Source organism: Acinetobacter sp. 1207_04, assembly GCF_052850415.1.
In genome coordinates this window covers 12,882-38,654 of sequence record NZ_VXCQ01000015.1, presented here as the reverse complement: position 1 = coordinate 38,654, position 25,773 = coordinate 12,882, and the positions used below count along the sequence as shown (strand labels likewise).

The following is a 25,773-nucleotide window of genomic DNA, read 5'->3' as shown; positions in this document are numbered from 1 at the left end:
CATTCATATGAAAATTGCATTCATTGGTTTAGGCAATATGGGTGGCTCAATGGCGCAAAACTTGTTGAAATCGGGTCAACAAGTCTTTGGTTATGACTTAAGTGAAGTCGCTTTAAAACATTTTGCCGATGCAGGCGGCGTGATTTGTGAGAGCCCGACAGCGGCTGCCGCGCAGGCAGATATTGTTATTACGATGTTACCTGCTGCAAAGCATGTTCGAGAAGTATATTTGGGTGAGCACGGTGTGCTCAGTGTCTTGAAATCAGGCAGTTTATGTATTGATAGCAGCACGATTGACCCGCAAACCATTCAAGAAATTGCAGAGATTGCCAAAACAAAAAATATTGCAGTATGTGATGCACCTGTTTCAGGTGGAACACTCGGTGCAAAAGACGGCACATTGACCTTTATGGTCGGTGCAGATGAAGTGACTTTTGAAGCAACCAAGCCAGTGCTCAGTTTAATGGGTAAAAATTTGGTGCATTGCGGTACTGTGGGTACAGGTCAAGTTGCTAAAATTTGTAATAACCTAATTTTAGGGATTTCAATGACTGCGGTGGCTGAAGGTATGGCGCTAGGCGTGAAGTTGGGTATTGATCCTAAAGCATTGGCAGGCGTGATTAACAGTTCAACAGGTCGTTGTTGGAGTTCAGAAATCTATAACCCTTGGCCGGGTATTTGTGAAAATGCACCGGCATCTCGTGGTTATACGGATGGCTTTGCTTCACAACTGATGTTGAAAGATTTAGGACTCGCAGTCGATGCAGCAAAGCATGTTGATCAGCCAGTTACATTGGGCATTAAAGTTCAAGAAATGTATCAGAAACAAAGTGAAGGGGATGCTGCACGATTAGATTTTTCGAGCATCATTCAACAATATACATAAAAAATTAATGTGCAAAAAGGGTAGCATGGATTTGCTACCTCAAAAATTCAGTAATAACAATATTTAGACTGAGGTACTTAAGATGTTGAATTATCAGGATGCGGTTCAGACATTTGATTTAAATACGGTTGCAAACAATGTATTGTCGGGTTCATTAGATGCTCTGAATGCTTGTTATGAGTGCTGTGATCGCTATGCAGATACGGACAAAGTCGCATTGTATTGGCACGGCAAAGATGGTCGTAAGGAACAATATACCTTTGCACAGTTGAAAAAATATTCAAGCCAATATGCCAATTTTCTCAAATCACAAGGCATCCACGCTGGTGATCGAGTATCGGGACTTTTACCTCGCACGGCTGAACTTGTGATTACGATTTTGGCAACATGGCGTATAGGTGCGGTCTATCAACCGTTATTTACTGCTTTTGGTCCAAAGGCGATTGAACATCGTCTCAAACTCGCAGGGAGTAAACTTGTAGTGACCGATTTGGGTAATCGGGAAAAATTGGTTGATTTACAAGATTGTCCGCCTATTGTAACGGTGCATGTTGAAAACATGGCAACAGAATATCCGCAAGATTTGAGTTTTTGGCAAGTCCTTGAGGCACAGTCGGATGAGTGTGAAACCATACTGATGAAAAGTTCTGATCCATTTTTATTGATGTTTACCTCAGGTACAACAGGTCCTGCAAAACCGTTGCAAGTGCCATTAAAAGCATTGGTAGCTTTTGGCACTTATATGAAAAATGCCATTGGACTGACTGAAACCGATTCATTTTGGAATATTGCCGATCCAGGTTGGGCGTATGGTTTGTATTACGGTATAACAGGACCATTGTTATTGGGACATGCAACGCTGTTTTATGAGGGGGGATTTAGCGTCGACAATGTCTGCCAAATTGTGCAGGAATATCAAATTACCAATTTGGCAGGTGCACCAACAGCGTATCGTATGATGATGGCGGCTGAACCTGAAAAAATGGCACCATTAAAAGGTAAATTCCGTGTGGTGAGTAGTGCGGGTGAACCGCTCAATCCAGAAGTGATTCGCTGGTTTGAACAGGTTTTAGATGCCCCAATTTTTGACCATTATGGTCAGACTGAAGTCGGAATGGTGGTATGTAATCATCATTCATTGTCACATCCTGTACATGCTGGATCGGCAGGTTTTGCAAGTCCTGGTTATAGGATTGCGGTATTAGATGAGCAGGGTAATGAACAGCCTGCGGATACATCAGGAATTTTAGCGGTGGATATCAGCCAGTCCCCAATGATGTGGTTTTCAGGCTATGTGGAAAGTCGCAAATCCCCCTTCTTAAAGCATTATTATTTAACAGGTGATACTGCTGAAATTCATGAAGATGGCAGTATGAGCTTTGTTGGGCGTAGTGATGATGTCATTACAACATCGGGTTATCGGGTAGGACCATTTGATGTAGAAAGTGCCTTACTTGAACATGATGCTGTAATTGAAGCAGCTGTGGTGGGTGTACCTGATCCTGAGCGGACAGAAATTATTAAAGCCTTTGTGATTTTATCGAATCATGCCACAGCAAGTAAGGCACTTGAAGATGAGCTCAGTCAATTTGTGAAAAAGCGTTTATCGGCACATGCTTATCCACGTTTGGTTGAATTTGTCAGTGAGTTGCCAAAAACTCCAAGTGGCAAAATTCAGCGTTTTTTATTGCGTAATCAAGAAATCAGCAAACAGCAAACACAGTTGGGTCAAGCAGGTTAATTGGACTGACTATTTTCAAAAAATAGGATATGGATTGGACTGAAGGCATATTTCAGCCAATCCCATATCATCATAAGATTCATCTGTAAAATCTTTTTAAATCATCACTATTTAAAGTTAATGATTTAAATTTTAAGGTTAAGCAAGTTAGAAATAAGACGTTTGTTTATAGGAAGAAAGCGATGCATTTAACGGAAGAACAACAACTGATTCAGGACATGGCAAAAAGTTTTGCACAAGAACAAATTAAGCCAAATGCAGGTGAATGGGATCAAAAAGGCATATTTCCGAAAGATGCTTTGGCAAAAATGGGTGAGTTAGGTTTTTTAGGCATGCTTGTTCCTGAGGAATGGGGCGGTTCGGGTACAGGGACTTTAGCCTATGTTTTGGCACTTGAAGAAGTGGCCGCAGCCGATGGTGCAACCTCAGCCATTATGAGCGTACACAACTCTGTGGGCTGCGTACCAATTTTAAAATTTGGTACAGAAGAACAAAAGCAAGAATATTTAATGCCTTTGGCGCGCGGTGAAATGATAGGTGCATTTGCATTGACAGAGCCACATACAGGTTCAGATGCGGCAGCGATTAAAACTCGTGCGGTAAAAGATGGCGATCACTATATTATTAATGGGGCGAAGCAGTTTATTACTTCAGGGCATAATGCAGGCATGATTATTGTCTTTGCCGTGACCGACCCAAGTGCAGGAAAAAAGGGTATGAGTGCCTTTATAATTCCACGTAATACAACGGGTTATGAAGTCATTCGTGTCGAAGAAAAATTAGGTTTACATGCTTCGGATACCTGTCAAATTGCATTGACCGATGTACGTGTGCACGAAAGTATGCGTCTAGGTGCGGAGGGCGAAGGTTTAAAAATTGCCTTGGCAAATTTGGAAGGCGGTCGTATTGGTATTGCAGCGCAAGCAGTGGGTTTGGCACGTGCAGCACTAGAAGAAGCGACTCGTTATGCACATGAACGTACAGCTTTTGGTAAAACTATTTTTGAGCAACAAGCAGTTTCATTTCGTTTAGCCAGTATGAAAACAGAAATTGAAGCGGCACGTCAGTTAGTCCACTTTGCAGCACGTAAAAAAGAAGCAGGTGAGCCATGTTTAACCGAAGCGTCTATGGCGAAACTTTTTTCATCTGAAATGACGGAACGTGTCTGCTCACAAGCGCTACAAATTTTTGGCGGTTATGGCTACTTAAAAGATTTCCCAATTGAGCGTATTTACCGTGATGCCCGTATTTGCCAAATTTACGAAGGTACAAGTGATATTCAGCGTCTTGTGATTGCACGTAGCATGGCGAATTAAGCAAACTGAAAAAATATCAAACTGAATGAATATGATGCTTAGCACTTAGGCATCAGCATAAAAAATCAATAAAACCGCTTTCAAATAGATAGAAACACAGTGATAGATAAGGATATTTTTATGCAATGGCAAACAATTATACTTGAACAAAAAAATGGTGTGGGTTTGATTACCTTAAACCGAATACAAGCTTTAAATGCACTGAATAATCAATTGATTATAGAAGTTAATCAAGCACTAGATCAGCTTGAACGTGATACAAGCATTGGCTGTATTGTTATTACCGGTTCAGAAAAAGCCTTTGCCGCAGGTGCGGATATTAAGGAAATGGCAGGACTTCATTTTCCACAAATTTATTTAGATGATTTTTTTAGTCTTGCAGATCGCATTGCACAGCGCCGTAAACCATTGATTGCCGCGGTGAGTGGGTATGCGCTTGGCGGTGGTTGTGAATTGGCACTCATGTGTGACTTTATTTACTGTGCAGACAATGCAAAATTTGGCTTACCTGAAGTAACTTTAGGCGTATTACCTGGATTGGGTGGTACACAGCGTTTAACGCAAGCGATTGGTAAAGCTAAAGCCATGGAAATGTGTTTGACCGCGCGGCAAATGGGTGCGCAAGAAGCAGAGCAAAGTGGTTTAGTCGCGCGTATTTTTGCCAAAGAAGAACTGCTTGAACAAACACTATTGGTTGCGGAAAAAGTTGCTGAAAAATCATTGACTGCAGTCATGATGATTAAGGAATCGATTAATCGTTCATTTGAAGTCAGTTTAGCGGAAGGTTTACGTTTTGAACGCCGTGTATTCCATTCAATTTTTGCAGGTGCTGACCAAAAAGAAGGTATGCAAGCATTTGTGGAGAAACGTCCAGCAAAGTTTACGCATCAGTAAAGTTTCAATGATGATAAAAAATTAAAAATGAACGCATCAACATGCTGTCAGGAATAAATTATGAACGCTCAGACACAACATGAAGCAAAATCAGAACATGATTTAAGTATTCAAATTCAGGGGCAGTTAGGCATGATCGCCCTTGATCGAGTGAAGCATTTGAATGCTTTGTCTATAGAGATGGTGCAAGGTATTTATCAACAACTCGAAACTTGGCTTGAGCAAGATCAAGTACAGGCTGTGTTAATTCATTCAAATAGTCCGAAGGCATTTTGTGCAGGTGGTGATATTCGCTATTTGTACGATAGTTTCCAAACGGATGAAAATGATTATCGAGATTATTTTGCAGCAGAATATGCATTGCTCGAATACATTCGACAGTATAAAAAACCGATTATTGTCATGCTTGATGGTTTTGTTTTGGGTGGCGGTTTTGGTTTGGCTCAAGCTTGTCATATTCAGGTGAGCAGTGAAAAATCACGTTTTGCGATGCCTGAAACGATTATTGGTTTCTTCCCTGATGTCGGTGCAACGCACTTTTTATCACGCCTCGATGAAGTTGGTGTTTATATGGCATTGACGGGTGAACAGATCAGTAGCAGTGATGCACTTTACTTAGATTTACTTGATTATCATGTGCCGAGTGAACAGTTTACTACATTACAAACTGCTTTGAGCTCAGCACAAACACTGAATGAGCGCCGTATTCGTGAAATTATTGGTGGCTTTATTACCGACCCTGCTCCTAGTCAACTGCAAGCCATGGCAGAGCGTTTAAATAAGCATTTTGGTTTTGCTACGCTTGATGAAATTGAAAAAAGTCTTGCTGATGAAAAATATCCTAATGACATCGAATGGGCACAAAAAACTTTACATGCCATTCAACAACGTCCAAAAATGGCAATGCAAACAAGCTTGAAATTACAACAAATTGGGCAAAGTCTATCGCTTGAAAAATGTATGAAGCTTGAACGTGATGTGCAGGACATCTGGCTAGAACAGGGTGATTTCATTGAAGGTGTCCGTGCACTTTTGATAGATAAAGACAAAAATCCACAATGGAAAACGGATAACACTGCTTTTGAAAAAAAGTTAGCCACGGTTTTCGCAGTTGGACAGAAACAGCTGGTTGAACATGTTGAATGACCGATATTACGCAGTCACATGAAAATTATATTTTGCCATTCAATGTGTTTGGATACATGTTAGTGTCATCCGTACTGTTTGAGCCATATATAGTGCAAAATTTAAATTTTTGATATAAGACTTTGTAAAGTAAGTCTATGAATATTTCAGATTGATCGAATAACCCAAGCAAATTTTTTGTTTGGGTTGTTTTTATTGCAATTTTTATTTTCATGTTTGGAAAGGTTTCTATTTGTAGATCGGCTAATAGAAAATCGAGGAAATGCCCCCATTTTCGAGTCGGTAACGGTATACTCAGAGCATGAAATTGAGCTGTGGAAAGACAATGCGTGGTTTATACCTCATTACCAATGATGATCCTTTAGAAGTTTTACTTGCCAAGTTAGAAGGTGCTTTTGCCAATGGTGGCGTTGCAGTATTGCAATATCGTCGTAAAAAAGTGGCAAAAGAAGATCAAATTTATGAAGTGGAATATATGAAAGCCTTATGTGCTGAATATAAAGTGCCTTTCGTGATTAATGACGATCTAGAGTTGGCGGTAAAATACGGTGTAGGTGTACATTTAGGGCAAGATGATGGCTCAATTGTAGATGCAGTTGCACGTTTACCAAAAAAAGTTTTGATTGGTCGTAGCTGTAATAATTCACTTGAATTGGCCGAACAAGCCATTGCAGATGGTGCAAATTATGTGGCATTTGGTGCAATTTATGCTACCGATACCAAACCTGAAGCAGGCAACATTGGTTTAGAAACGTTACAACTTGCTAAAGCCAAATTGAATGTGCCAATTTGCGCGATTGGTGGTTTAACGGTAGAAAATTCACAATTAGTGATTGAATCAGGTGCGGACTTATGCGCTGTGGTTAGCGATATTCTAGGTCGCCCAATGAATCATATTCCTGAACGCATTGATGAGTGGTCTGAGCTTTTTAAAGCAACCGCTTAAACGCTATTTTTATTTTGTATTGAATTTTAGTTGAGTAGATTGATGAGCTTATCTCCAAAGCAAGAACAATTATTTAAACAAGCAAGTAAACATATTCCAGGTGGTGTGAATTCACCTGTACGTGCGTTTAATGGTGTGGGTGGTACGCCCGTTTTTATTGAAAAAGCCAAAGGCGCATATTTGTATGATGTTGATGGTAAACGTTATGTCGACTATGTTGGTTCTTGGGGGCCGATGATTTTAGGTCATGCGCATCCTGCAATTATCAAAGCGGTGCAAGAAGCGGCTGTTGATGGTCTAAGTTTTGGTGCGCCAACGGTACATGAAACTACGCTTGCCGATACGATTTGTGAAATTATGCCTTCAATTGAATTGGTGCGTATGACCAACTCAGGTACAGAAGCGACCATGACTGCTATTCGTTTAGCGCGTGGTTATACAGGTCGTGACAAAATTGTAAAATTTGAAGGTTGTTATCATGGTCATTCAGATTCGCTTTTGGTGAAAGCTGGTTCAGGTTTATTGACGAATGGTGAAGGTGAGGCAACTTCTGCAGGTGTACCCGCAGATTTTGCTAAGCACACTTTAACGCTTCCATACAATGATATTGCGAAATTAAAGGAATGCTTTGCCAAATTTGGTTCAGAGATTGCAGGCGTAATCGTCGAGCCTGTTGCAGGGAACATGAATCTAGTGAAACCGATTGATGGTTTCTTGCAAGCGATTCGTGATGTATGTGATGAATATGGTTCAGTATTTATTATTGATGAAGTCATGACAGGCTTCCGTGTCGGTTTAGGCGGTGCGCAAGCACATTATGGTGTAACACCTGATTTAACCACTTTAGGTAAAATTATTGGTGCGGGGCTTCCAGTCGGTGCTTTTGGTGGTAAACGTGAAGTGATGGAATGCATTGCGCCACTCGGTAAAGTCTATCAAGCGGGGACATTATCAGGTAATCCATTGGCAATGCGTGCTGGAATTGAAATGTTTAAGCATCTACGTGCTGAAGGTTTCTATGAAAACCTAACTGCGCAATTGGCTAAACTTCTTGATGGTTTACAAAATGCTGCGGATGAAGCGGGTATCGCATTTAAAACTCAACAAGTGGGTGGTATGTTTGGTCTATATTTCACAGATCAACAAGACATCACAAGTTTTGATTCAATGTTGAAATGTGATGTAGACGCTTTCCGTAAATTCTTCCATGGTATGCTTAGTCGTGGTGTGAACCTTGCGCCTTCTGCATTTGAAGCTGGCTTTATTTCTGCTGCACATAGTGATGAAGATATTGAATTTACCATTGCAATGGCGAAAGAAGTTTTTGCTAAAATACAATAAAAGTGTATTAAATATATATTGATTTCATTTAAGATTAGCTCGTAGTTTACTACGAGCTTTTTTATAATATAAAAGGAATTTTTAAAAATGAAAACTAAATATTATTTAACCTTATCTGATGCTGAGTTTCTTCTAAATCAAGCACATCAATATGCGATTCAGCAGCAGTTTAATGTCAGTATTGCGATTGTCGATGAAACAGGCAATCTATTGGCAATGAAGCGTATGGATGGTGCAGCACCTATTAGTGCGATAATTTGCCAAGAAAAAGCCAAGTGTTCTGCTTTAAGTACTAAGCCATCTAAAGTATTTGAAGAAATGATTAAAAATGGTCGTAGTGGTTTTCTTTCAATTTCGAACTTTGTCGGTTTGTTGGAAGGCGGTGAGCCGATTCTTTATGATGGACAGTTGGTTGGGGCAGTGGGTGTTTCAGGGGTGAAAGCTTTTGAAGATGCTGCGATTGCACAATGGGCAATTCAGACCTTTTTAGCGCAAGTAAAATAAATTTTTTATACAATTAAATATTTTTAGTTGTTTTATTTTAACAATATCGATAGGGGAATAAATGAATCTTTATCAGTCTTTATTCGCATTTTCAAAAAAAAATATTGATCATTTAAATGAAAATTATACTTGGCAAGTGAGTTTAGATCATTTGCCTATTCAACTAAATCTTATAGCGCAGAATGTTTATCAACAAAATATTGAGTTACGTCATAAATTACATCAAGCTTATTTAGCTACGACAATATTTGATGAAAAGTATAAGATTATTGAATGGTATATTTATCATTGGGGGTGGTGTAAAGGCGAATAGTAAAGATACACTGCGTAAATATACAGAAACATCTCCTGAACAACTAATTATAAAAGGCTCGAAAGGAATCGCATCTTGGTCAAAAGCCTTGACGGTTATTGATCCTGCACGCTATGCAATTTATGATGCTCGGGTGGCAATGTCGTTAAATGCATTACAAATTATTGACAGTATTGATGATGCAAAATATTTTCCACCTCTTAAAGGTCGAAATACGCTAATTAATTTTTTTCAAATTAAAATTCAGCCTACCTTGAGTCAATGGGATAAGTTTGATGATCAAGAATTTTATAGTTATTATTTAGACATGTTGAATATCGTTGCACATGAATTAGGTGGAAAGACTACACATCATGATATTAAATGTTACTTTTTTCGCATGCTGAAGAATTAAGTTTTTTAGCTGCTGCTCACGTAGCGATGAATGACTAAGTTGTTATCACGTATTTATATTTTTATCTCCATCAAGAGTGAGTTCATTCTTGATGGTTCAGTAGAATCAGTTTTATGTTTTATCCATTTCCCAAGAAAATCCAATATCAACCAACTCAAGCCAAATGGTCTGTTCAATCGACACACAGTGTTTTATTAATTGTTGGTCTAGATGAACTTAAACAACACATTGAATGGAATGGAAGTCGACTAGCTGAACAGATTGATCAATTATGTAAAAAAGCACAAGCGCTCGATATTCCAATCATATTTTTAAGTCAGTCAGAACCTCAACATGGCATGATGCAACTTGGGCAATACTTATCTGTTGCTCATGCTCAATTGACGGTTGCAGGCAAGATGAGTCCAATGATGAAGCAAATGATTCAACATGCATTGAGTATGATTGAACAAATTTGTGTGGTGGATGATGCAGTGCTGATGACAACTGCTGAACAACATATTCAAAGTGTGGATGTTTGGACAGGGCAAGGCATCCATCACATAAACACAGCGACTTTGACTCGGTTATGGTCTTTGAGTGCGCCAAAAAACTGATTCTGTCCGATCGAGGCATTTTATTGGCAGTGGCGGAGCAACTTGATCTTGCACCTTTAGACATCAATCCTGAGGTAGATTTACGTGATTATGGTTTAGATTCGGTTGCAATGGTCACGTTGATTGCTTTATGGCGTGCCAATGGAGCAAATATAACTTATGAAGATTTTCTCACATATTGCACATTAGAAAAAATAGTTAAAACTTTAAAAAAGTAATTAGCTAACTTTTATAAAGTTAAATTATTTTTGTTTGCTTAAGCATATATAATTCAATGTGTATCTTGGCTTGAGCAAATTGATAGTGAAGTTCAGTATCCGATTGAGTTTTATCATTAGATTTCGAAATGAAGATTAGCGGAATTAAACGTGCTAAAAATATGAATATTTTATATTCGGCTGAAATATGCAGATATATTGCATAAAAATGATAATTTTGATTGTAATTTATGGCTAGCATTCTTATCATTGCTCGCTTGTTTTTACGATCAGCGGAACTGAACCTTGAGTAATTTTCTAACCGAAAACCTGATACATCGTGAAGATGATTTTATGGTCATCCACAAACCCCCAGGTATACTCACCGTTCCAGGAAAAACAGAAGAATTACAGGATTGTGTCATCAATCGTCTATTAAAAGTTGAACCTAAAACACTGCTGATTCACCGACTTGATCGAGATACTTCAGGTATTTTGGTTTTTGGTTTAAGCCGTTGGGGGCAAAAAAATATTTCTCGTCAGTTTCAAGAACGTCAAACGTCTAAAACCTACCAAGCGATTGTTGCAGGAACGCTTCAAGGCGAAGGTACAATTGATGTGCCTGTGATTTATGATCCTGAACATCCACCTTTACATATTGCCGATCCTACACATAATAAACCTGCGCTTACGCACTATAAAGTGATCGAAAATTTTCAAATTCAGGGACAAGCTGTAAGTCGTGTCGAATTGACACCGATTACAGGGCGATCTCATCAACTCCGTGTGCATATGCAATATCTAGGTCATCCGATTATTGGCGACACCCTATATGCCACAGCAGAACAGCAACAATTGATGCCAAGACTGTGTTTACACGCAGCACAGCTAAGTTTTCATCATCCTGAAACACAGGAGTCTGTACATTTTGATTGTCCAGTTCCTTTTTAAGTCATACCGATTTTAAAGTTATAAATGAAGCCCTTTTTTGGTGGGCTTTATGTCAAAATAGATTGCATTAAGGTATGAAATTATGGTTCAAATATTCTCCTAATTTGAACCATAATTTTCAGTCCTATTTGAGATAAAGGTGGAAAAATTGCAACAATTCGCTATAGGTCAACGTTGGTTATCAGATACAGAAACTGAACTTGGTTTGGGGGTGCTGATTGATGTTGATGAACGTTCAATCAGTATTTTATTCCCAAAAAGTGATGAAACACGTGTCTATGCACGTAATAATGCACCATTATCTCGAATTGTTTTTAACGTCAATGACACCTTGCACGATCAAGATGGAACAAGTTGGACGGTAGAACATGTAGAAGACCGTAATGGTGTATTACGTTATGATGTGATTCGTACCCTTGAAGATGGTACGCAAGAACGTAAGTCTTTAAATGAAACCCGTATTGGCGCGACCATTCAGTTGTCTAAACCGCTAGACCGTATTCTTGCAAGTCAAATTGATTATAAAGAATGGTATGACTTGCGTATTGAAGCAATGCAAATGCAAGCCAATATGCAAAATAGTCCATTACGAGGCATGATTGGTGCTCGTGTTGGCTTGATTCCACATCAGTTCTATATTGCACATGAAGTTGGCAAACGTTTTGCGCCACGTGTTTTACTTGCCGATGAAGTGGGTTTAGGTAAAACGATTGAAGCTGGTTTAATTATTCATCAGCAACTCAAAACAGGTCGTTCTGAACGCATCCTGATTTTAGTACCAGATTCATTACAATATCAGTGGATGATTGAAATGCGTCGTCGTTTCAATTTGAACTTCTCATTGTTTGATTTGACTCGTACTGCGGCAATCAAAGAACATGATCCTGAGCTCAATCCATTCTTAACAGAACAATGTATTATTGCTTCGGTCGATTTGATGATTGACCATGAAGACCTACGTGAACAAGCTGTTGAAGCCGGTTTTGATCTTTTGGTAGTCGATGAAGCACATCATTTGATGTGGAGTGAAGAAGACGGTGGTAACGATCGTTACGACCTTGTTGAAGAACTTGCAGAAAAAACGCCAGGCGTATTGTTATTAACTGCAACACCTGAACAATTGGGTGTAGAAAGTCATTTTGCACGTTTACGTTTACTTGATCCGCAACGTTTTAATTCTTTAGATCGTTTCTTGGATGAAGAAGAAAAATATCATCACACTGCAAAAATTGCAGAAGTGTTGATGTCTGACTTCCCGCTTGAAGCTGAGCATTTGGCTGCTGTTGAACAATTATTAGGTCATCCAATTACCGATGAACCCGAACAGCGCTTCCGCGCCATTCATGAGTTGTTAGACCGTCATGGTACAGGGCGTGTATTGTTCCGTAATACTCGTGAAGCGATTCAAGGTTTCCCTGGTCGTGACTGTCAACCTGCGCCATTACCTGCACCTGAAAATTGGTCAAAAGATGGTAAATTACGTGAACAAATGTGGCCTGAAGAAACACAACTTGATGGCTCGTGGATGGAAACAGATCCACGTGTTAACTGGTTGATGGAAAAATTACGTACCGATTTAAAACACAAGAAAGTGTTGTTGATTGCACGTAGTGGTCCTGTGGTTGAAGCATTGGAAAGTGCATTACGTATTCATGCGGGTATTCGTACTGCAATGTTCCATGAAGGTATGAGTTTACTTGAGCGTGACCAAGCGGCTGCATATTTTGCAGAAGATAGCTATGGTGCACAGATTTTACTGTGTTCTGAAATTGGTTCAGAAGGTCGTAATTTCCAATTTGCATCTGATCTTGTATTGTTTGATTTACCTGCCAACCCTGATGTGCTTGAACAACGTATTGGTCGTTTAGATCGTATTGGCCAAGAAAATCGTATTCAAATTCATGTGCCATACTTGGTGGGTACGGCGCAAGAGCGTATGTTCCGTTGGTACAATGAAGCGTTAAATATTTTCAGTAGCATTTCACCGACAGCACAAACGCTACAAGAAAACTTTATTGTTGATTTAAAAGATTGTTTACTTACCGATAAAGGTCAAGCATTTGAAGAATTGCTTGAAGCAGTGAATGTACAACGCCAAGCACTTGAAAATGAATTGCAAGAAGGCCGTGACCGTTTACTCGAATACAATTCTTGTCGTCCAATCGTTGCACAAGAAATTGTGACTGCACTTGAAGACTATGATGACAATACTTTATTGCCAATGTTCATGAAGCGTTTCATGGCATCGACCAATATCGATTTTGATGAGCAAAGTAACGGTACGGTCATCATTAAACCAACTGATCAAATGCAAGTTCAAGGACTTGATCTTGATGAAGATGGTATGACTGTAACGTTTTATCGTGACCAAGCTCAAATTCGTGAAGATGCAGAATATTTGACTTTGGAGCATCCATTTACTGAAAGCGTAATGGAAATGATCCGCACTCAATCTTTCGGTAGTACCAATGTTGCAATTTTAAAAACCAATGCTTTAAAACAAGGTTCAGTCTTGCTTGAAGTGTGGTTTAAAGTGGATGTGGTTGCACCAAAAGCTTTGAACTTGCCTTCAAGCTTGCCAACACAATTGATTCGAGTGTTATTGACTGAGACAGGTCAAGATATTTCAACAAAATTGAGCCCTGAAATTTTATCGCCTTATGTTAGTCATTTAGACAGCAACAGTTGCCGTCAAGTTGTTAAAGCGCGCCGTGATGTGATTGAACAGCGTTATGCGCAAGCACTCGACATCGCAAAAAGTGCATTGCCACAATTGAAAGAACAAGCCAAAGAAATGTATGGCAGTAAATGGCAATATGAAATTGACCGTTTAACGTACTTGAAACAGTTCAACTCAAGTATTCGTGAAGATGAAATTATACGTTTACAAAAATTGCAGAAAGAAGGTTTAGGTTTACTTGAAGGTCTATCTGTAACCCCTGAAGCGATTCAAGTTCTAGTTGTTGTTAAGCCATAATAAACGAATTTAATTAAATTCATTTATGGATAAAAAGCTCCTTCGGGAGCTTTTTTGGTTTTAGAGAAAAAATTCAATATCGATCTATGAATAAATTAAAAAAGGTTAAAAAACAATCTATACAGAGTGGTCAAATTTATGCTATCCATAATGCAAATGTCATATTTTATTTGCATAGGAAAACACTAGATTTGTGATAAATCAGGTGAAAGACAAAAATAGGATTTAAAAAACTTAAAATAAAGGAAGAATGAGATGCAAAACACGGAAAACGCAGATGTATATATCAGTCATGTGCATGGTTTGCTTCATTGGGAAAAAAACTTACCCAATAAAAAGGCATTGGTACAGCCCTTAGCCAATGGAGAAGTCATTTCATATACTTGGATGGAGGTCGCACAGCAAGTTCGCTGTATGGCGACTTACTTATTGTCATTGAACTTACCCAAAGGCACATCGATAGCGATCTATGGAAAAAATAGTGCACATTGGATTATGGCGGATTTAGCGATATGGATGGCAGGGCATGTTTCCGTTCCTTTATATCCGACATTGAATGCCGAAGGGGCAACTTATGTGCTTGAACATAGTGATGCAAAAGTATTATTTATTGGTAAGTTAGATGGGAAAACAGATAGTTGGAATGAAGTTAAAGACCACATTCCAGCACATTTAACCTGTATTTGTCTGGCTTTGGCACCAGAGTTTGATGCACCAAAGTGGGATGATATTGTTGAAAATACAGCCCCACTTGATCAAGTGATCTTGCCTGAGCCAAGCCAATTGGCAACCATTATTTATACATCAGGAAGTACAGGATTACCAAAAGGGGTGATGCAAAGCTTTGGTACTCTGCTTGCAGGTGCTCGTGAATTACAAACGAAATATCAAGTAACAGAAGCAGACCGAGCACTGTCATATTTACCGCTTGCGCATGTTGCAGAGCGAATTTTTATTGAATGTACTTTAATGATAAGTGGCTTTACAGCTTATTTTGCAAATTCAATCGAAACTTTTGTTGAAGATTTGAATCGTGCACAACCGACATTATTTTTCTCAGTACCAAGATTATGGACAAAGTTTTATTTAGGTATTAATGAAAAAATACCATTACATGTACAAAAGATACTCTTTAAAATTCCAGTCTTAGGTAAAATTTTAAAAAAGAAGTTATTAACCAAATTGGGGTTAAATAAAGTTCGTTATGCTTTTACGGCATCTGCCCCTTTACCCACTGATATTATTTTATGGTATCGCAATTTGGGTTTAGAGTTACTTGAGGTCTATGGTATGACAGAAAATTGTGGTTATTCTCATGTCACTCAGGAAGGAAACTTTGCAGCAGGCTATGTGGGTAATGCGCAACCGAAGGTTGAATGCAAAATTGATGAAAATGGTGAGATCTTAGTTAAAAGTCCGGGAACGATGTTGGGTTATTATAAAAATCCTGAAAAAACAGCAGAAGATATGACTCAAGATGGATTTTTACGTACAGGTGATCTAGGGGAAATTGATGCGAGTGGTCGATTAAAAATTACAGGGCGTATTAAAGATATATTTAAAACCTCGAAAGGGAAATATATTATGCCTGTGCCAACGGAACAAAAACTAGGGAATCATGAACTTATTGAGTCTGTATGTGTAGGTGGTTCAAGTCAGCCTCAACCTGTTGCATTTATTATGCTTCCTGAAGAAATTCGTCATCAGCTAAAAGAAAATAGTAAAAATAATGAGATTGAAAGTTCATTGAAATTATTGCGTAATAGTATTAATGAGACACTTGAATCACATGAAAAAATTAGTTTTTTTGTTGTGGTGAATGAGCCTTGGACAATGGAAAATGATTTACTGACACCCACTTTAAAAATTAAGCGTAATAAAATTGAAAGTCATTATGAGCCATTTTTAAACCAATGGGCGGCACTGAAACAGGAAGTCGTTTGGGAATCATGATTATATTGTATATCTATATTGAAAATAAATGATCTTGAAAAGCTCCTGAGGGAGCTTTTCATGCATATGAATAAAACATTCTTAGATTTAAATTGAGTAACAATAAAAGATGTTAAATCATGCCTGCTTCTTTTAATTCTAATTTTAAATAAGCATAGAAGATGGGTGCAACAATTAAGCCTGTTAACCCAAAGAGCGATTCAAAGACCAACATGGCTAAAAGAACTTCCCAAGATGCGGCATGAATTTTTGTGCCAATAATTCGAGCATTGATAAAATATTCGAGTTTATGAATTAAAATCAAATAAATAAGTGTAATTCCAGCTGTTGTGACTGAAATGGTTAAACCTGTAAGGACAATAATGGTATTGGAAATAAGATTACCAACAATAGGAATGAGCCCACAGATAAAAGTAAGAATAGTCAGTGTTTTTGCAAAAGGCAGATGAATACCGCAGAGAGGCAATATAATATGTGCAAAAATAATAAAGAGTGCGGTGTTGATGAGTGAAATTTTAAATTGAGCAAAAACAACATTCTTAAAAGAAATAGAAAGATTCTCAATCCGTTGAATCAATGCACGTTTAAAAATTGGATATTCATGTTTAGGATGTAATTGATTAAGCGAAACCAATATGCCAATAATTGTTCCAATGAGCATGGTTGCGAGTGTGTGTAGAACGTCTGTACCTGTAGTTTTAAGTAAAGATAAATTATCACGTAGAAGATCAAAGGTTTGATCTTTTAATTCATTGAGTGTGTAGGGAATAAAACCAGGAATATACTGAGCGATTTCTTCTTGTAATTTCAGTAAGGTTTGATCCACTTGTTGACTTAGCAAAGTAATTCCATCACCTTGTAAATCATGTTGTACAAAACTATATAAACCTGTAATAGATAGCGTGATGAACGTAATAATTAAAATACCTAAAATCACGCTAATTGAAATTCGCGCACGTTGCCCATCAATGTAGCGTTCAGTAATATTCCCCAAACTATTAATGATTTCAAACACGACGAAACCCGCAAAAAAACTTGCGAGTAAATGAAGTGGAATTAATGCCATCAATACGATGAACATTAAAACATAGGAAATATAAATACTGTATTTTTCTTGGTGTGTATTCATGCTTCAGTTTGCGTAAATGCAGTAGGTCTGAAAAATCAGCTTTAATCATAAGACTTTTAGATTAAATTTACCTTAGAAAATTAACTAAAATAAAGTTTTATTTGGCACCTTGATGACTCGATTGGGTAATTTATTGAGAGTTATTTATAATCGAAGGCAATACTTTAATGATAAATATAAGTAGAATTTTAAAAAAGTATTTATTTTTAGGGATATGAAAAAAATTAACAGTTTATAGTGTGAATTTATCTAAAATAAAGAGTAGTTTACTAATATGAAAAATAAATACTATTTACGTTTTAAAATCACAGAAGCAAAATTTAGGAAGATTATTCGCTTTTTTCCATGGATTTTATAGCTACTGATACTGCAAAATTGACCAATATTTATGTCCCTTTCACCAACGCCATCTTTATCAACGATCGTCACAAAATTGCTAAAGTATGTGAACATTTACATCTGTTGAAGGTATTGTTGGATTTGATGATTCCTACTTTGGGGAACGTGGTGTTTGTAGCAAACGTGAATGTAGCGCAGCAGAAAAATGATCGTTTGGAATTACTAAAATGTGGAAGTAATGTCTAACAGAAATTATACCTGATTGCTCTAAAACTACATAATAAAGGATTATTAGCGTATCGCTTCAATCATCGGCATAGTAATTTGTATCTCAATTTTCTTAAACTACTTCGGAAAATCCTCTTTAGCTTCTTAGACCTTTTATAAAAATGATTAAAAAGAGGGAAGTACTAAAACTGTGCTAGGTAGTTACTTCATTCGTACGCTATTGAAGTTCGCTTAAGTTCGATTCGGGGGCTAAGTTTGCTAATTCTCTTAGTAAAGTTGAAAATTAAAAGTAGCAGAGAGTGTAGTCACTTTGCTCGCTTAATCTAGTTGAGTTGTAAAGGTAGACTTTATAATTTGGGAAAAGCTAAGACGAGATTTTTATAGCAGATGGTCGCTCGTATATACTGGTTCTGTACCTATGGAAAATTGTTGTATAAGCCCCGTCGGTAATATTTTAAATTCTTCTGCTGAAAGCAATATTCCTTTGCTTGTTCTTTTATCATGGAAATAAAAGTCGATATGATGCGAAATTAGGTCATCAAACTTGAGTTGTTCTTGCCAGATATATTTTATGAGATGAATTTGGTAATTGAAGAAATTTTCAAAATTGCTGAAATCTTTTGATGATCGTAAGTAACTTCCCATTCTTTCCCAAAAATTCTGATCAGGATTCATGTTCGCCATTAAGGCAACAAGATTCATAGGGGGTACTACTTGAATTTTTATACTTTGGAATTGAATTTTTATTTCCAGCAGTGTGTCTTTTTGTATTTGATTATTTTGATTAAATTCCTTTGCAATGAGTAGGATAGTTGTCATTTCCGTAAAGTGGTAAACACCTTTTAAATTACAATATCTGTAGTAAGTATCTTCCAAAATTTGATTTAAATTTCTCTTTTGTCGTGTCTGTGCCATACATTCAGCATAGAAACATTCTGTTATGAGGTAGTCGCCTGCTGAAGCGAAAAATCCAAAAGGAATTTTTCTAAGTTTTTGGTAGGTGTCATCTGTTCTTATGACATGATTTTCTTGATTCTTATTGATGTAATTTAAGACTCCTCTTTTATCTGTTGCGAGGATGGCATAGTTATCTAAGTTAAAGGCTACAATTAAAGACATAAAAATCACAATGAAATATTTATTGTTAAGTATAATTTAAATAATAATAAAAATTTTATAAATAGAGAGATAAAAAATGGGTGGTAAATTTGTAGTCAGAGCTGGGCAGCATTTATTTGAAAGTGGTGAAAAAGTTGTGTCACCTGTAACCGTGTTACCTACAGCACCAAATGACTATAGTCATAAAGTAAACTATAAGTTTGAATATACAGATGGTACAGGAAGTATAATTACTACTCCTGATGAAATACAAAAACAAGTTTTCGTTTTAGAAGAAGGTACTTCTAAATTAATTGCTAAAAGAAATTTAAATAATTCCACGGAAGATACAACATTACGATTTTATACATCAGAAGCGAAACCATTTACAGCATTATTGTTCAACAGTGAAAATATTACAATGGATCGACCTGATGATCCATTTTTCAATGAAGAAGAAGTTGATGAAGAGCTATCATTTGATACTGATATTTCTAAACCGAACGGTAAGGAATAAGTGAAATGGCATTAACGGAATATAAAATTAAAGTTATCGATGCGAATAATAAGCCTTTGTTAAATTTTCCTATGGCTACACAATATGTTGGTGGGGATAAAAAAAATAATAAATTAACAGATGATATTGATGGAATATTAACTTTTCAATCTGATGGGCGAGCTGTAGAGATATTCGTATTAACTCCTATTGATAAAAATGGTCTACCTGATATGACCAAATTTAAGGAGGATAACGACAATGATAATGCTTACTATAAAATTACAACTATTAATGTATCTAGAAATTTACCACCCACCATTAAGTCACCTTATTTTTTGACTGACTATGGGATTGCAAAAACAAAATTCATATTTTATGAAAATGAACAAGATAAGAAAATTTATTCAGTACCACTTACCGTAAAAGTCTCTTATTTAGTTGGTGAGGCGAAAACTTCTCCTAGGTTTATTGAAGCTATTCAAGAAGTAAAGAATGGTGAATTGAATATTACTTCTATTTTACATAGTCGAATACAAGTTCATCCATATAAGCCTGATAATAGTCCGTTTACAACATCACAAGGATATATACCTAGATCAACTACCCCTATAAATTTACCTGTTTATTTTGATATTAGGAGTAGCAAAGCAATAACAACACCTGATGAGCCAAACTTACCTGTAATAGTTCCTGAAGTTGGAGTTGTAAAATGCTTAACTTGCGATAAATCATTAAAAATTGATATTGAATTTATTAAGAGTGTTGCGCCAAAAGCGAAAAAAGACTTTCAACAGGCATTGTTGTTGCTTCCCAATTATTTAAAAAAGTATTCAAGCAATACTTGTAGGGACTTAATTAATATTTTAGCACAAGGGCAAATTGAAACTTTAGACTTTACTGCTGTAAGAGAATCTCTTAACTATACTAAAAAAACATTTAAAACTCCTGAAAATATATACTCAATTTCTCCAACTGCTATGAATGCAGGATTTGTAAGAAGGGGGATGGGAAAATATACAAAGCAACAAAAACTTGATTATATATGGAAACATCTTGCGGATAATGATAAAGCATATGGTTTTCACTTATATGGGAATGAGTCCTATCCTAATAATGATTATAGAGGGCGTGGAATACTACATTTAACGCATTTTGCTGGTTATAAAGATTGTGCAGATGGTACAGGATTAGATGTTGTGAAGAATCCGAGCTTGCTAGAAAAAAACTATAACATTGCTATAGAAACTGGAACATGGTTTTGGAAAAATAAAAATAATGGTGCAATTCTCAAGCTTACCGCGAGTGAAAGTATACAAATAAATTCAGATAGTGTAACGACTGCTATTACTTCCCTAGTTAATGGTGGATCTATGAAGCTAGCAGAACGTAAAGCAGCTAAAAAATCTATAGCAAAGAAATTTATTGAAAAATATGGAGTGTGCAAATAATGTTAAAAAAATTAATACCTTGTATTACATTTTTTTTTATATGTTGTAATAGTTATGCTACAGAGTATAAATTAACAGATAATATTTGTATTATGTCAGACATTAAAAATGATTTACTACTTGTATATAAAAGTGATTGTAAAAAAGAAAAATATTTATTGGATACATTTCAAGTGCCAAATGATATTCCTAAAATTGATTTTGTTTTTCAAGAAGAAATAAGTAATAAAAAAAATATTTTCTTCTCAATATCATATAGTGATAGCTATAGAGATGTGAATAATAAAATAAATTATGCTGATACATATCATCTAAATTATGTTTATCAATGTGAAACACAATGTAAATTTAATAAAAAAATATCAAATTTTTTTGGGAATGGTGGTGATCTTATTAATATATATACTAATAAAATAATATATAAATTTCCTTACTCTAGTGAGAAATCTATTAAAAATGAACTTAAGTCAAGTTTATTTAAAAAATGGATTTATAATAAAAAAATTCAAGGCAAAGTAATTAAAAAAACATATATTAATGAGAATAGTCAATTTTCATTTAGTCATTTAGGGTATCTGATAAAAAATGATGAATTCACCGTTAAAGATATCAGTTCTAAATGGCTAAATATAAGTTATACCAATAAAAATGGTAATAGAATTACTGGTTGGATTGCTTGTAATGATACAAACATCTGTAATAATTAAAAAAGCTTGATGTTTTGAAAATTGGCTTTAGCCATATTTCAAATTAGGGCAACTTTACGATTTTTGTATTTATTGAGTCGTGATCAAGAACAGAGTAGAGTGCTGTCTGAAATTTTTAATGCGTCTATATAACTCATTATTCAATATACGCTACGATATAAAAATATTCTTTTCCAAGAAATACTAAAACTGATGCAGTCGATTTATGCAAAAAAATGATGCATTTCTATAAAGAAGTTCATCATATATCTATGGTATGTAGGGTGCTCCATATTTTTAGAGTAATGTTGGATAATTGGACTTTACTTGAGACAAATACCGAACAATTAAATCAAACTACACAGGTAGATGCTCTCGTATTTAATATTTTAATAACCTTATAGGAACAACAATATTTTCTTAAGCCAAGGATATACTTTCCTTATTTGAGAATATTTTACTTACGCTGTTGGCTATCACATTATGTCAAAGACATTACATAAACGAAGTTGGACACGAAAAAAAGAGTTTACTCTACCAGCAAGTTTGTAGGTTAAGTAGAGCTATATTTAAACATTTCACTAATTTAAAAATGAATTCACATATTAAAAATATTGATCAAAACTTGAAGTAAACTCACAAACCAATGCTATTTATGTTGCAAAAACAATAAAGGTCTCATCTATTAAATAAGAATGATGATTGATTTTAACGCGTCCTTGAGTGATCTAAATGACGTGAACCTTCTAAAATCATATGAATCATAATAATGGTTTGTTCAGCTACTTCCTTACGTTCGTTTGCTGCCAAATCGATGACTTTTGCCCCCATATTAAATACCAATTGAGTAATGGCTTTTGCTGCAATTTCAGGATAAGCCAATTTACCATTATTCAAACGCTCTAAGCGAATTAGGTCATCTCGTAATTCTTGTTGAAAGAAACTAAGCTGATGATCAACAGCTTGCTTATATGATGTCGAACCAGTGTAACCTTCACGCAATAGTAGACTAAGATTACCTTCATCGGCATCTAATTGTTCAAGAAATACTTCAATCGAACTGCGAATCACACTGTTTTTCGGCGATGCTTTCAAGCGTGCTTCATGTAAAATCTGACGTAAAACTAAACCTGAACGCTCAATAAGTTCAATCGCAAGCTCATCTATATCTTTAAAATGTCGATAAAAACTGTTTGGTGCAATGCTAGCTTCACGAGCGACTTCACGCAAACTAAGAGATGCAATACTTTTCTGTGAACCAATTAAATTAAGCGCAGCCTGGAACAGCTCTTCTTTAGTGATTGTTGCTTTTCGACCCACAGTACGTGGTGGCAACTTTTCTAAATCTGTTTCATCAGAAATGGAAATATCAGAAGGGCTAGATGGTGACATGCGGTTCATATATATAAGAGATTCATAGAATTAAGGCATTATAGCTTCTGAACAGAGAATATGAAATGGAATGATACAATACACATGTATATACAAATATATATACATGTGTATAATAATTAAAATTCAGTCAAATAATGAGCAGATATGCACGCTATTGCTAAGCAAAAATCTCCTGTAAATTCAATATTTGAAATGGTTGTTGGACGTCACCATACTAACTTTTGGTTACAAAAAATTAATCCATTATGGTCAATTCATCAGGCACTTGGAAAAATTATTGAGAAGAATCAATCTGCTCAAGACACTATTAGCTTAACGATTGAGGTCAATCGTCATTTTAAAATGGGGCAAGCAGGTCAGCACCATCCCGTAATAGTAGAAGTAAATGGACGTCGCTATGAACGCACTTATAGTTTGACGCAACTAGATGCTCATCGTGTTTTATTAACGGTTAAAAAAGTCGCGGAAGGCATTGTTAGTCAATGGTTGACTGAAACTGCTCAAATTGGTGATGTCCTAGAATTTGGTCAACCTTATGGTGAAATGTTGATTCCAAAGACTGAGCAACCGCTAATTTTATTGGCGGCAGGCAGCGGTATTACACCAATGTATAGCTTGGTCAAAAAGTTGGCTGAACTTGGTCATTTAGGACAGAAATCTGTACGGTTAATGTATTGGGTTAAAAAGAATCAAGATGCTGTATTTAAAAAGCAATTCGAAACAATAGCCGAGCAATATCCAAGTTTTAAATTTGGCGTATTTTATACTCAAGAAAATCCTAGCGATGCTCGATTGAATGCTGAGTATTTAGATCAAATTCAATCATTAGAAAAAAGTATAGTTTATGTATGTGGGCCATCGGGTTTTGTAACGACAGCAGAACAGTTATTTAAAAAAGCACAACAATTTAAAAGTGAAGCATTTAGTTTAACACCAATTATTTCGGAAGAAACTGGCTTCATTAATGTGACATTAACGCAGTCAAATAAAGTAGTGGCGATTCCAAAAGGTCAGTCCATTTTATTAGGTTTAGAGCAGCAAAATATTAAACCACAGCACGGTTGTCGCATGGGTATTTGCAATAAATGTGCGTGTAATAAAGCACAGGGTTCAACGAAAAATCTAGTCAATGGTCAGGAAAATATGGAACCCAACAATTTGCTCAGAATTTGCGTGAATTCAGCACAAACCGATTTAGTTATCGATATTTAATTTTATAAAGTTAAGCGAGCTTTATCATGAATATGCCAGTTAAAATTCAATATTTTACCAATCCTAAAAATCGTGAGCTCACTCAGTCTGAGTTAGACGGCTTAGCACGAGAGTTGGACGCTATTAAGCAAGAGGTTTTAGATGATATTGGCGAAAAAGATGCCCAATATATTAAGAAAGTTTATGCTGCAATCCGTTATAGCAGTATTTTAGGTCGTGCATGTTTATTTGCAGGTTGGTTCCCACCAGCATGGATTATAGGTACGGGTTTACTCGGTTTTGCTAAAATTATGGAAAACATGGAACTTGGTCATAATGTCATGCATGGACAGTATGATTGGATGAATGATCCACGTTTTAATGGTACTAATTATGAGTGGGATATTGTCGGTACAGCAGACAATTGGCGTCAAACCCATAACTTTAAACACCATACCTATACCAATATTAAAGGTATGGATGATGATATTGGTTATGGATTGCTACGATTATTTCCTGAACAACGTTGGAAGCCCGGGTATTTGGTGCAACCTTTGTATGCCATTCCATTTTGCTTGTTGTTCCAATGGGGGGTTGCCATTCAAAACTTAGAAATTGGTAAAGTTTTTTACAAACGTAAAACTTGGGCGCAATTGAAAGAAGAATGGAAACCAACACAAAAGAAAATTGGTAAACAATTCTTTAAAGATTATTTCTTTTTCCCACTCATTGCAGGTCCCGCAGCATTACCTGTTTTGACGGGGAATATGGTTGCCAATGGCATACGGAATGTATGGACATTTAGTATTATTTTTTGTGGACATTTCACCAAAGATGTCGAGGTTTTTCCTAAATCTGTTTTACAAAATGAAAGTCGTGGGCATTGGTATATGCGTCAAATTAGAGGTTCTTCAAATCTTACAGGTTCGGAAGCTTTTCATATTTTGACAGGTCATTTGAGTCATCAAATTGAACATCATTTATTCCCCGAAGTTCCTGCACGTCGTTACCGTAAAATGGCACCAAAAGTGCAAGCTGTATGTGAAAAATATGGATTGAATTATAACAATGCGAGTTTATTTAAGCAGTATGGTCAAGTTCTTGGTCGCATTGTGAAATATGCCTTTCCATTTAAAAAGTAAAACATTTTTCAAATATTTAGCTACTTTTAATGATTTCTTGTTGAAAGTGGCTTTTTTATTATAGAAATGGATTAAGACGGTCATTTGAATATTCTTGTGATCAATTTATAAAAAAAATAATAATAATTAGTATGTATAAATGAATTAAAGGATAATTTAAAGCAAAAAAGCCCTGACATTGTCAGGGCTTTTTTGCTTTAAATTTGGCGGAAGCGGTGAGATTCGAACTCACGGAGGACTCACACCCTCGTCGGTTTTCAAGACCGGTGCATTCAACCGCTCTGCCACGCTTCCATGGGCGCCATAATATAAATAAAAAAGGCTTTTGGCAATACAATTTATAAATAATGACTGTACTTTCTTGTCATTTAGTTACTTTTTATGCAAAAAGCTAGCAATGCTATATTTTACTTTAGCTTATATAGATTTAATCGAGCATTAAAAATATTATTCATGCGAAAAA

General features: G+C 36.2%; 24 protein-coding genes and 1 tRNA gene. 21 read left to right on the top strand and 4 right to left on the bottom strand.

Translation table 11 applies throughout. From position 1 onward, the window contains the following. The first annotated feature begins 7 nt into the window (after positions 1-7). The 15 genes from mmsB to FW754_RS13440 all read left to right on the top strand — a co-directional run bounded on the left by mmsB (position 8) and on the right by FW754_RS13440 (position 16,155). The gene (gene mmsB / locus FW754_RS13510) at positions 8-886 is read left to right on the top strand and encodes a 3-hydroxyisobutyrate dehydrogenase (RefSeq protein ID WP_409512022.1); all 879 of its coding nucleotides are present in this window, start codon (positions 8-10) and stop codon (positions 884-886) included. A gap of 82 nt (positions 887-968) precedes the next feature. Next, positions 969-2,627, top strand: coding sequence for an AMP-binding protein (locus tag FW754_RS13505; RefSeq protein WP_409512021.1), 1,659 nt, complete (start codon positions 969-971; stop codon positions 2,625-2,627). A 182-nt stretch (positions 2,628-2,809) separates the two neighbouring features. Beyond that, on the top strand, positions 2,810-3,943 hold the full coding sequence (locus FW754_RS13500) for an acyl-CoA dehydrogenase family protein (protein ID WP_419348053.1): 1,134 nt from the start codon (positions 2,810-2,812) through the stop codon (positions 3,941-3,943). A 120-nt stretch (positions 3,944-4,063) separates the two neighbouring features. Continuing rightward, entirely contained in the window at positions 4,064-4,837 is a 774-nt protein-coding gene (locus FW754_RS13495; protein ID WP_446324918.1) for an enoyl-CoA hydratase, read from the top strand. 60 nt (positions 4,838-4,897) lie between these two features. Beyond that, positions 4,898-5,983 (top strand): enoyl-CoA hydratase/isomerase family protein, encoded by a 1,086-nt coding sequence (locus tag FW754_RS13490; RefSeq protein ID WP_446324917.1) that lies wholly within the window; start codon positions 4,898-4,900, stop codon positions 5,981-5,983. A gap of 325 nt (positions 5,984-6,308) precedes the next feature. After that, on the top strand, positions 6,309-6,929 hold the full coding sequence (thiE, locus tag FW754_RS13485; protein WP_419348044.1) for a thiamine phosphate synthase: 621 nt from the start codon (positions 6,309-6,311) through the stop codon (positions 6,927-6,929). A gap of 42 nt (positions 6,930-6,971) precedes the next feature. Next, complete coding sequence (gene hemL, locus FW754_RS13480; protein WP_446324916.1) at positions 6,972-8,270, top strand: glutamate-1-semialdehyde 2,1-aminomutase; 1,299 nt, start codon at positions 6,972-6,974, stop codon at positions 8,268-8,270. Positions 8,271-8,357: 87 nt separating this feature from the next. Continuing rightward, entirely contained in the window at positions 8,358-8,774 is a 417-nt protein-coding gene (locus FW754_RS13475; protein WP_409512015.1) for a GlcG/HbpS family heme-binding protein, read from the top strand. Between the two features lie 61 nt (positions 8,775-8,835). Beyond that, positions 8,836-9,087, top strand: a complete 252-nt coding sequence (locus FW754_RS13470; RefSeq protein ID WP_446324915.1) for a hypothetical protein — start codon at positions 8,836-8,838, stop codon at positions 9,085-9,087. Continuing rightward, positions 9,026-9,481 carry a hypothetical protein gene (locus FW754_RS13465; RefSeq protein ID WP_446324914.1) on the top strand — a complete coding sequence of 152 codons (456 nt, stop codon included), beginning with the start codon at positions 9,026-9,028 and terminating at the stop codon, positions 9,479-9,481. The genes FW754_RS13470 and FW754_RS13465 overlap by 62 nt, the downstream gene beginning before the upstream one ends. Positions 9,482-9,594: 113 nt before the next feature. Next, entirely contained in the window at positions 9,595-10,077 is a 483-nt protein-coding gene (locus FW754_RS13460) for a hypothetical protein (protein WP_419348036.1), read from the top strand. Beyond that, positions 10,050-10,295, top strand: a complete 246-nt coding sequence (locus FW754_RS13455; protein WP_419348034.1) for a phosphopantetheine-binding protein — start codon at positions 10,050-10,052, stop codon at positions 10,293-10,295. The genes FW754_RS13460 and FW754_RS13455 overlap by 28 nt, the downstream gene beginning before the upstream one ends. 285 nt (positions 10,296-10,580) lie before the next feature. After that, positions 10,581-11,225, top strand: a complete 645-nt coding sequence (locus FW754_RS13450) for an RluA family pseudouridine synthase (RefSeq protein ID WP_409512012.1) — start codon at positions 10,581-10,583, stop codon at positions 11,223-11,225. Positions 11,226-11,364: 139 nt separating this feature from the next. After that, positions 11,365-14,202, top strand: coding sequence for an RNA polymerase-associated protein RapA (gene rapA, locus FW754_RS13445; RefSeq protein ID WP_446324913.1), 2,838 nt, complete (start codon positions 11,365-11,367; stop codon positions 14,200-14,202). Between the two features lie 255 nt (positions 14,203-14,457). Further along, complete coding sequence (locus tag FW754_RS13440; RefSeq protein WP_446324912.1) at positions 14,458-16,155, top strand: AMP-binding protein; 1,698 nt, start codon at positions 14,458-14,460, stop codon at positions 16,153-16,155. Between the two features lie 112 nt (positions 16,156-16,267). On the opposite strand, the gene FW754_RS13435 is transcribed toward FW754_RS13440, so the two are convergent. Beyond that, positions 16,268-17,284 (bottom strand): AI-2E family transporter, encoded by a 1,017-nt coding sequence (locus FW754_RS13435; RefSeq protein ID WP_419348027.1) that lies wholly within the window; start codon positions 17,282-17,284, stop codon positions 16,268-16,270. A 345-nt stretch (positions 17,285-17,629) separates the two neighbouring features. On the opposite strand from FW754_RS13435, the gene FW754_RS13430 reads away from it, so the two are divergent. Further along, on the top strand, positions 17,630-17,869 hold the full coding sequence (locus FW754_RS13430) for a hypothetical protein (protein WP_446324911.1): 240 nt from the start codon (positions 17,630-17,632) through the stop codon (positions 17,867-17,869). A 360-nt stretch (positions 17,870-18,229) separates the two neighbouring features. Here FW754_RS13430 and FW754_RS13425 read toward each other — a convergent pair whose 3' ends face one another. Beyond that, complete coding sequence (locus tag FW754_RS13425; RefSeq protein ID WP_446324910.1) at positions 18,230-18,970, bottom strand: hypothetical protein; 741 nt, start codon at positions 18,968-18,970, stop codon at positions 18,230-18,232. Between the two features lie 76 nt (positions 18,971-19,046). Here FW754_RS13425 and FW754_RS13420 point away from each other — a divergent pair, with 76 nt between their 5' ends. From FW754_RS13420 to FW754_RS13410, 3 genes are read left to right on the top strand one after another with little or no spacing between them, the layout of a single operon-like run. Continuing rightward, positions 19,047-19,466, top strand: a complete 420-nt coding sequence (locus FW754_RS13420) for a hypothetical protein (RefSeq protein WP_446324909.1) — start codon at positions 19,047-19,049, stop codon at positions 19,464-19,466. Between the two features lie 5 nt (positions 19,467-19,471). After that, a complete protein-coding gene (locus FW754_RS13415; RefSeq protein WP_446324908.1) occupies positions 19,472-20,896 on the top strand; it encodes a glycoside hydrolase family 19 protein in 1,425 nt (474 codons plus the stop codon). Further along, positions 20,896-21,603 carry a hypothetical protein gene (locus FW754_RS13410; protein WP_446324907.1) on the top strand — a complete coding sequence of 236 codons (708 nt, stop codon included), beginning with the start codon at positions 20,896-20,898 and terminating at the stop codon, positions 21,601-21,603. Before FW754_RS13415 ends, FW754_RS13410 begins: the two co-directional genes overlap by 1 nt. A gap of 687 nt (positions 21,604-22,290) precedes the next feature. Here the strand turns inward: FW754_RS13410 and fabR are convergent. Beyond that, a complete protein-coding gene (gene fabR, locus FW754_RS13405) occupies positions 22,291-22,974 on the bottom strand; it encodes an HTH-type transcriptional repressor FabR (RefSeq protein WP_409512876.1) in 684 nt (227 codons plus the stop codon). A 147-nt stretch (positions 22,975-23,121) separates the two neighbouring features. Between fabR and FW754_RS13400 the strand changes: the two genes are divergently transcribed. After that, a complete protein-coding gene (locus FW754_RS13400) occupies positions 23,122-24,189 on the top strand; it encodes a ferredoxin reductase (protein ID WP_419349640.1) in 1,068 nt (355 codons plus the stop codon). Positions 24,190-24,215: 26 nt separating this feature from the next. Next, positions 24,216-25,310 (top strand): fatty acid desaturase family protein, encoded by a 1,095-nt coding sequence (locus tag FW754_RS13395; RefSeq protein ID WP_409512878.1) that lies wholly within the window; start codon positions 24,216-24,218, stop codon positions 25,308-25,310. Between the two features lie 204 nt (positions 25,311-25,514). Here the strand turns inward: FW754_RS13395 and FW754_RS13390 are convergent. Further along, a tRNA-Ser gene (locus tag FW754_RS13390) sits at positions 25,515-25,604 on the bottom strand. Between the last annotated feature and the right edge of the window lie 169 nt (positions 25,605-25,773).

Bases quoted from the DNA above. Each gene is read 5' to 3' on its own strand.
- FW754_RS13410 (WP_446324907.1), top strand. From the start codon at position 20,896: ATGTTAAAAAAATTAATACCTTGTATTACATTTTTTTTTATATGTTGT.
- thiE (WP_419348044.1), top strand. From the start codon at position 6,309: ATGCGTGGTTTATACCTCATTACCAATGATGATCCTTTAGAAGTTTTA.
- FW754_RS13440 (WP_446324912.1), top strand. From the start codon at position 14,458: ATGCAAAACACGGAAAACGCAGATGTATATATCAGTCATGTGCATGGT.
- FW754_RS13495 (WP_446324918.1), top strand. From the start codon at position 4,064: ATGCAATGGCAAACAATTATACTTGAACAAAAAAATGGTGTGGGTTTG.
- FW754_RS13400 (WP_419349640.1), top strand. From the start codon at position 23,122: ATGCACGCTATTGCTAAGCAAAAATCTCCTGTAAATTCAATATTTGAA.
- FW754_RS13460 (WP_419348036.1), top strand. From the start codon at position 9,595: ATGTTTTATCCATTTCCCAAGAAAATCCAATATCAACCAACTCAAGCC.
- FW754_RS13420 (WP_446324909.1), top strand. From the start codon at position 19,047: ATGGGTGGTAAATTTGTAGTCAGAGCTGGGCAGCATTTATTTGAAAGT.
- FW754_RS13455 (WP_419348034.1), top strand. From the start codon at position 10,050: ATGGTCTTTGAGTGCGCCAAAAAACTGATTCTGTCCGATCGAGGCATT.
- FW754_RS13505 (WP_409512021.1), top strand. From the start codon at position 969: ATGTTGAATTATCAGGATGCGGTTCAGACATTTGATTTAAATACGGTT.
- FW754_RS13415 (WP_446324908.1), top strand. From the start codon at position 19,472: ATGGCATTAACGGAATATAAAATTAAAGTTATCGATGCGAATAATAAG.
- FW754_RS13395 (WP_409512878.1), top strand. From the start codon at position 24,216: ATGAATATGCCAGTTAAAATTCAATATTTTACCAATCCTAAAAATCGT.
- FW754_RS13500 (WP_419348053.1), top strand. From the start codon at position 2,810: ATGCATTTAACGGAAGAACAACAACTGATTCAGGACATGGCAAAAAGT.
- FW754_RS13430 (WP_446324911.1), top strand. From the start codon at position 17,630: ATGGATTTTATAGCTACTGATACTGCAAAATTGACCAATATTTATGTC.
- FW754_RS13435 (WP_419348027.1), bottom strand. From the start codon at position 17,284: ATGAATACACACCAAGAAAAATACAGTATTTATATTTCCTATGTTTTA.
- fabR (WP_409512876.1), bottom strand. From the start codon at position 22,974: ATGTCACCATCTAGCCCTTCTGATATTTCCATTTCTGATGAAACAGAT.
- hemL (WP_446324916.1), top strand. From the start codon at position 6,972: ATGAGCTTATCTCCAAAGCAAGAACAATTATTTAAACAAGCAAGTAAA.
- FW754_RS13490 (WP_446324917.1), top strand. From the start codon at position 4,898: ATGAACGCTCAGACACAACATGAAGCAAAATCAGAACATGATTTAAGT.
- FW754_RS13425 (WP_446324910.1), bottom strand. From the start codon at position 18,970: ATGTCTTTAATTGTAGCCTTTAACTTAGATAACTATGCCATCCTCGCA.
- FW754_RS13475 (WP_409512015.1), top strand. From the start codon at position 8,358: ATGAAAACTAAATATTATTTAACCTTATCTGATGCTGAGTTTCTTCTA.
- FW754_RS13470 (WP_446324915.1), top strand. From the start codon at position 8,836: ATGAATCTTTATCAGTCTTTATTCGCATTTTCAAAAAAAAATATTGAT.
- FW754_RS13465 (WP_446324914.1), top strand. From the start codon at position 9,026: ATGAAAAGTATAAGATTATTGAATGGTATATTTATCATTGGGGGTGGT.
- mmsB (WP_409512022.1), top strand. From the start codon at position 8: ATGAAAATTGCATTCATTGGTTTAGGCAATATGGGTGGCTCAATGGCG.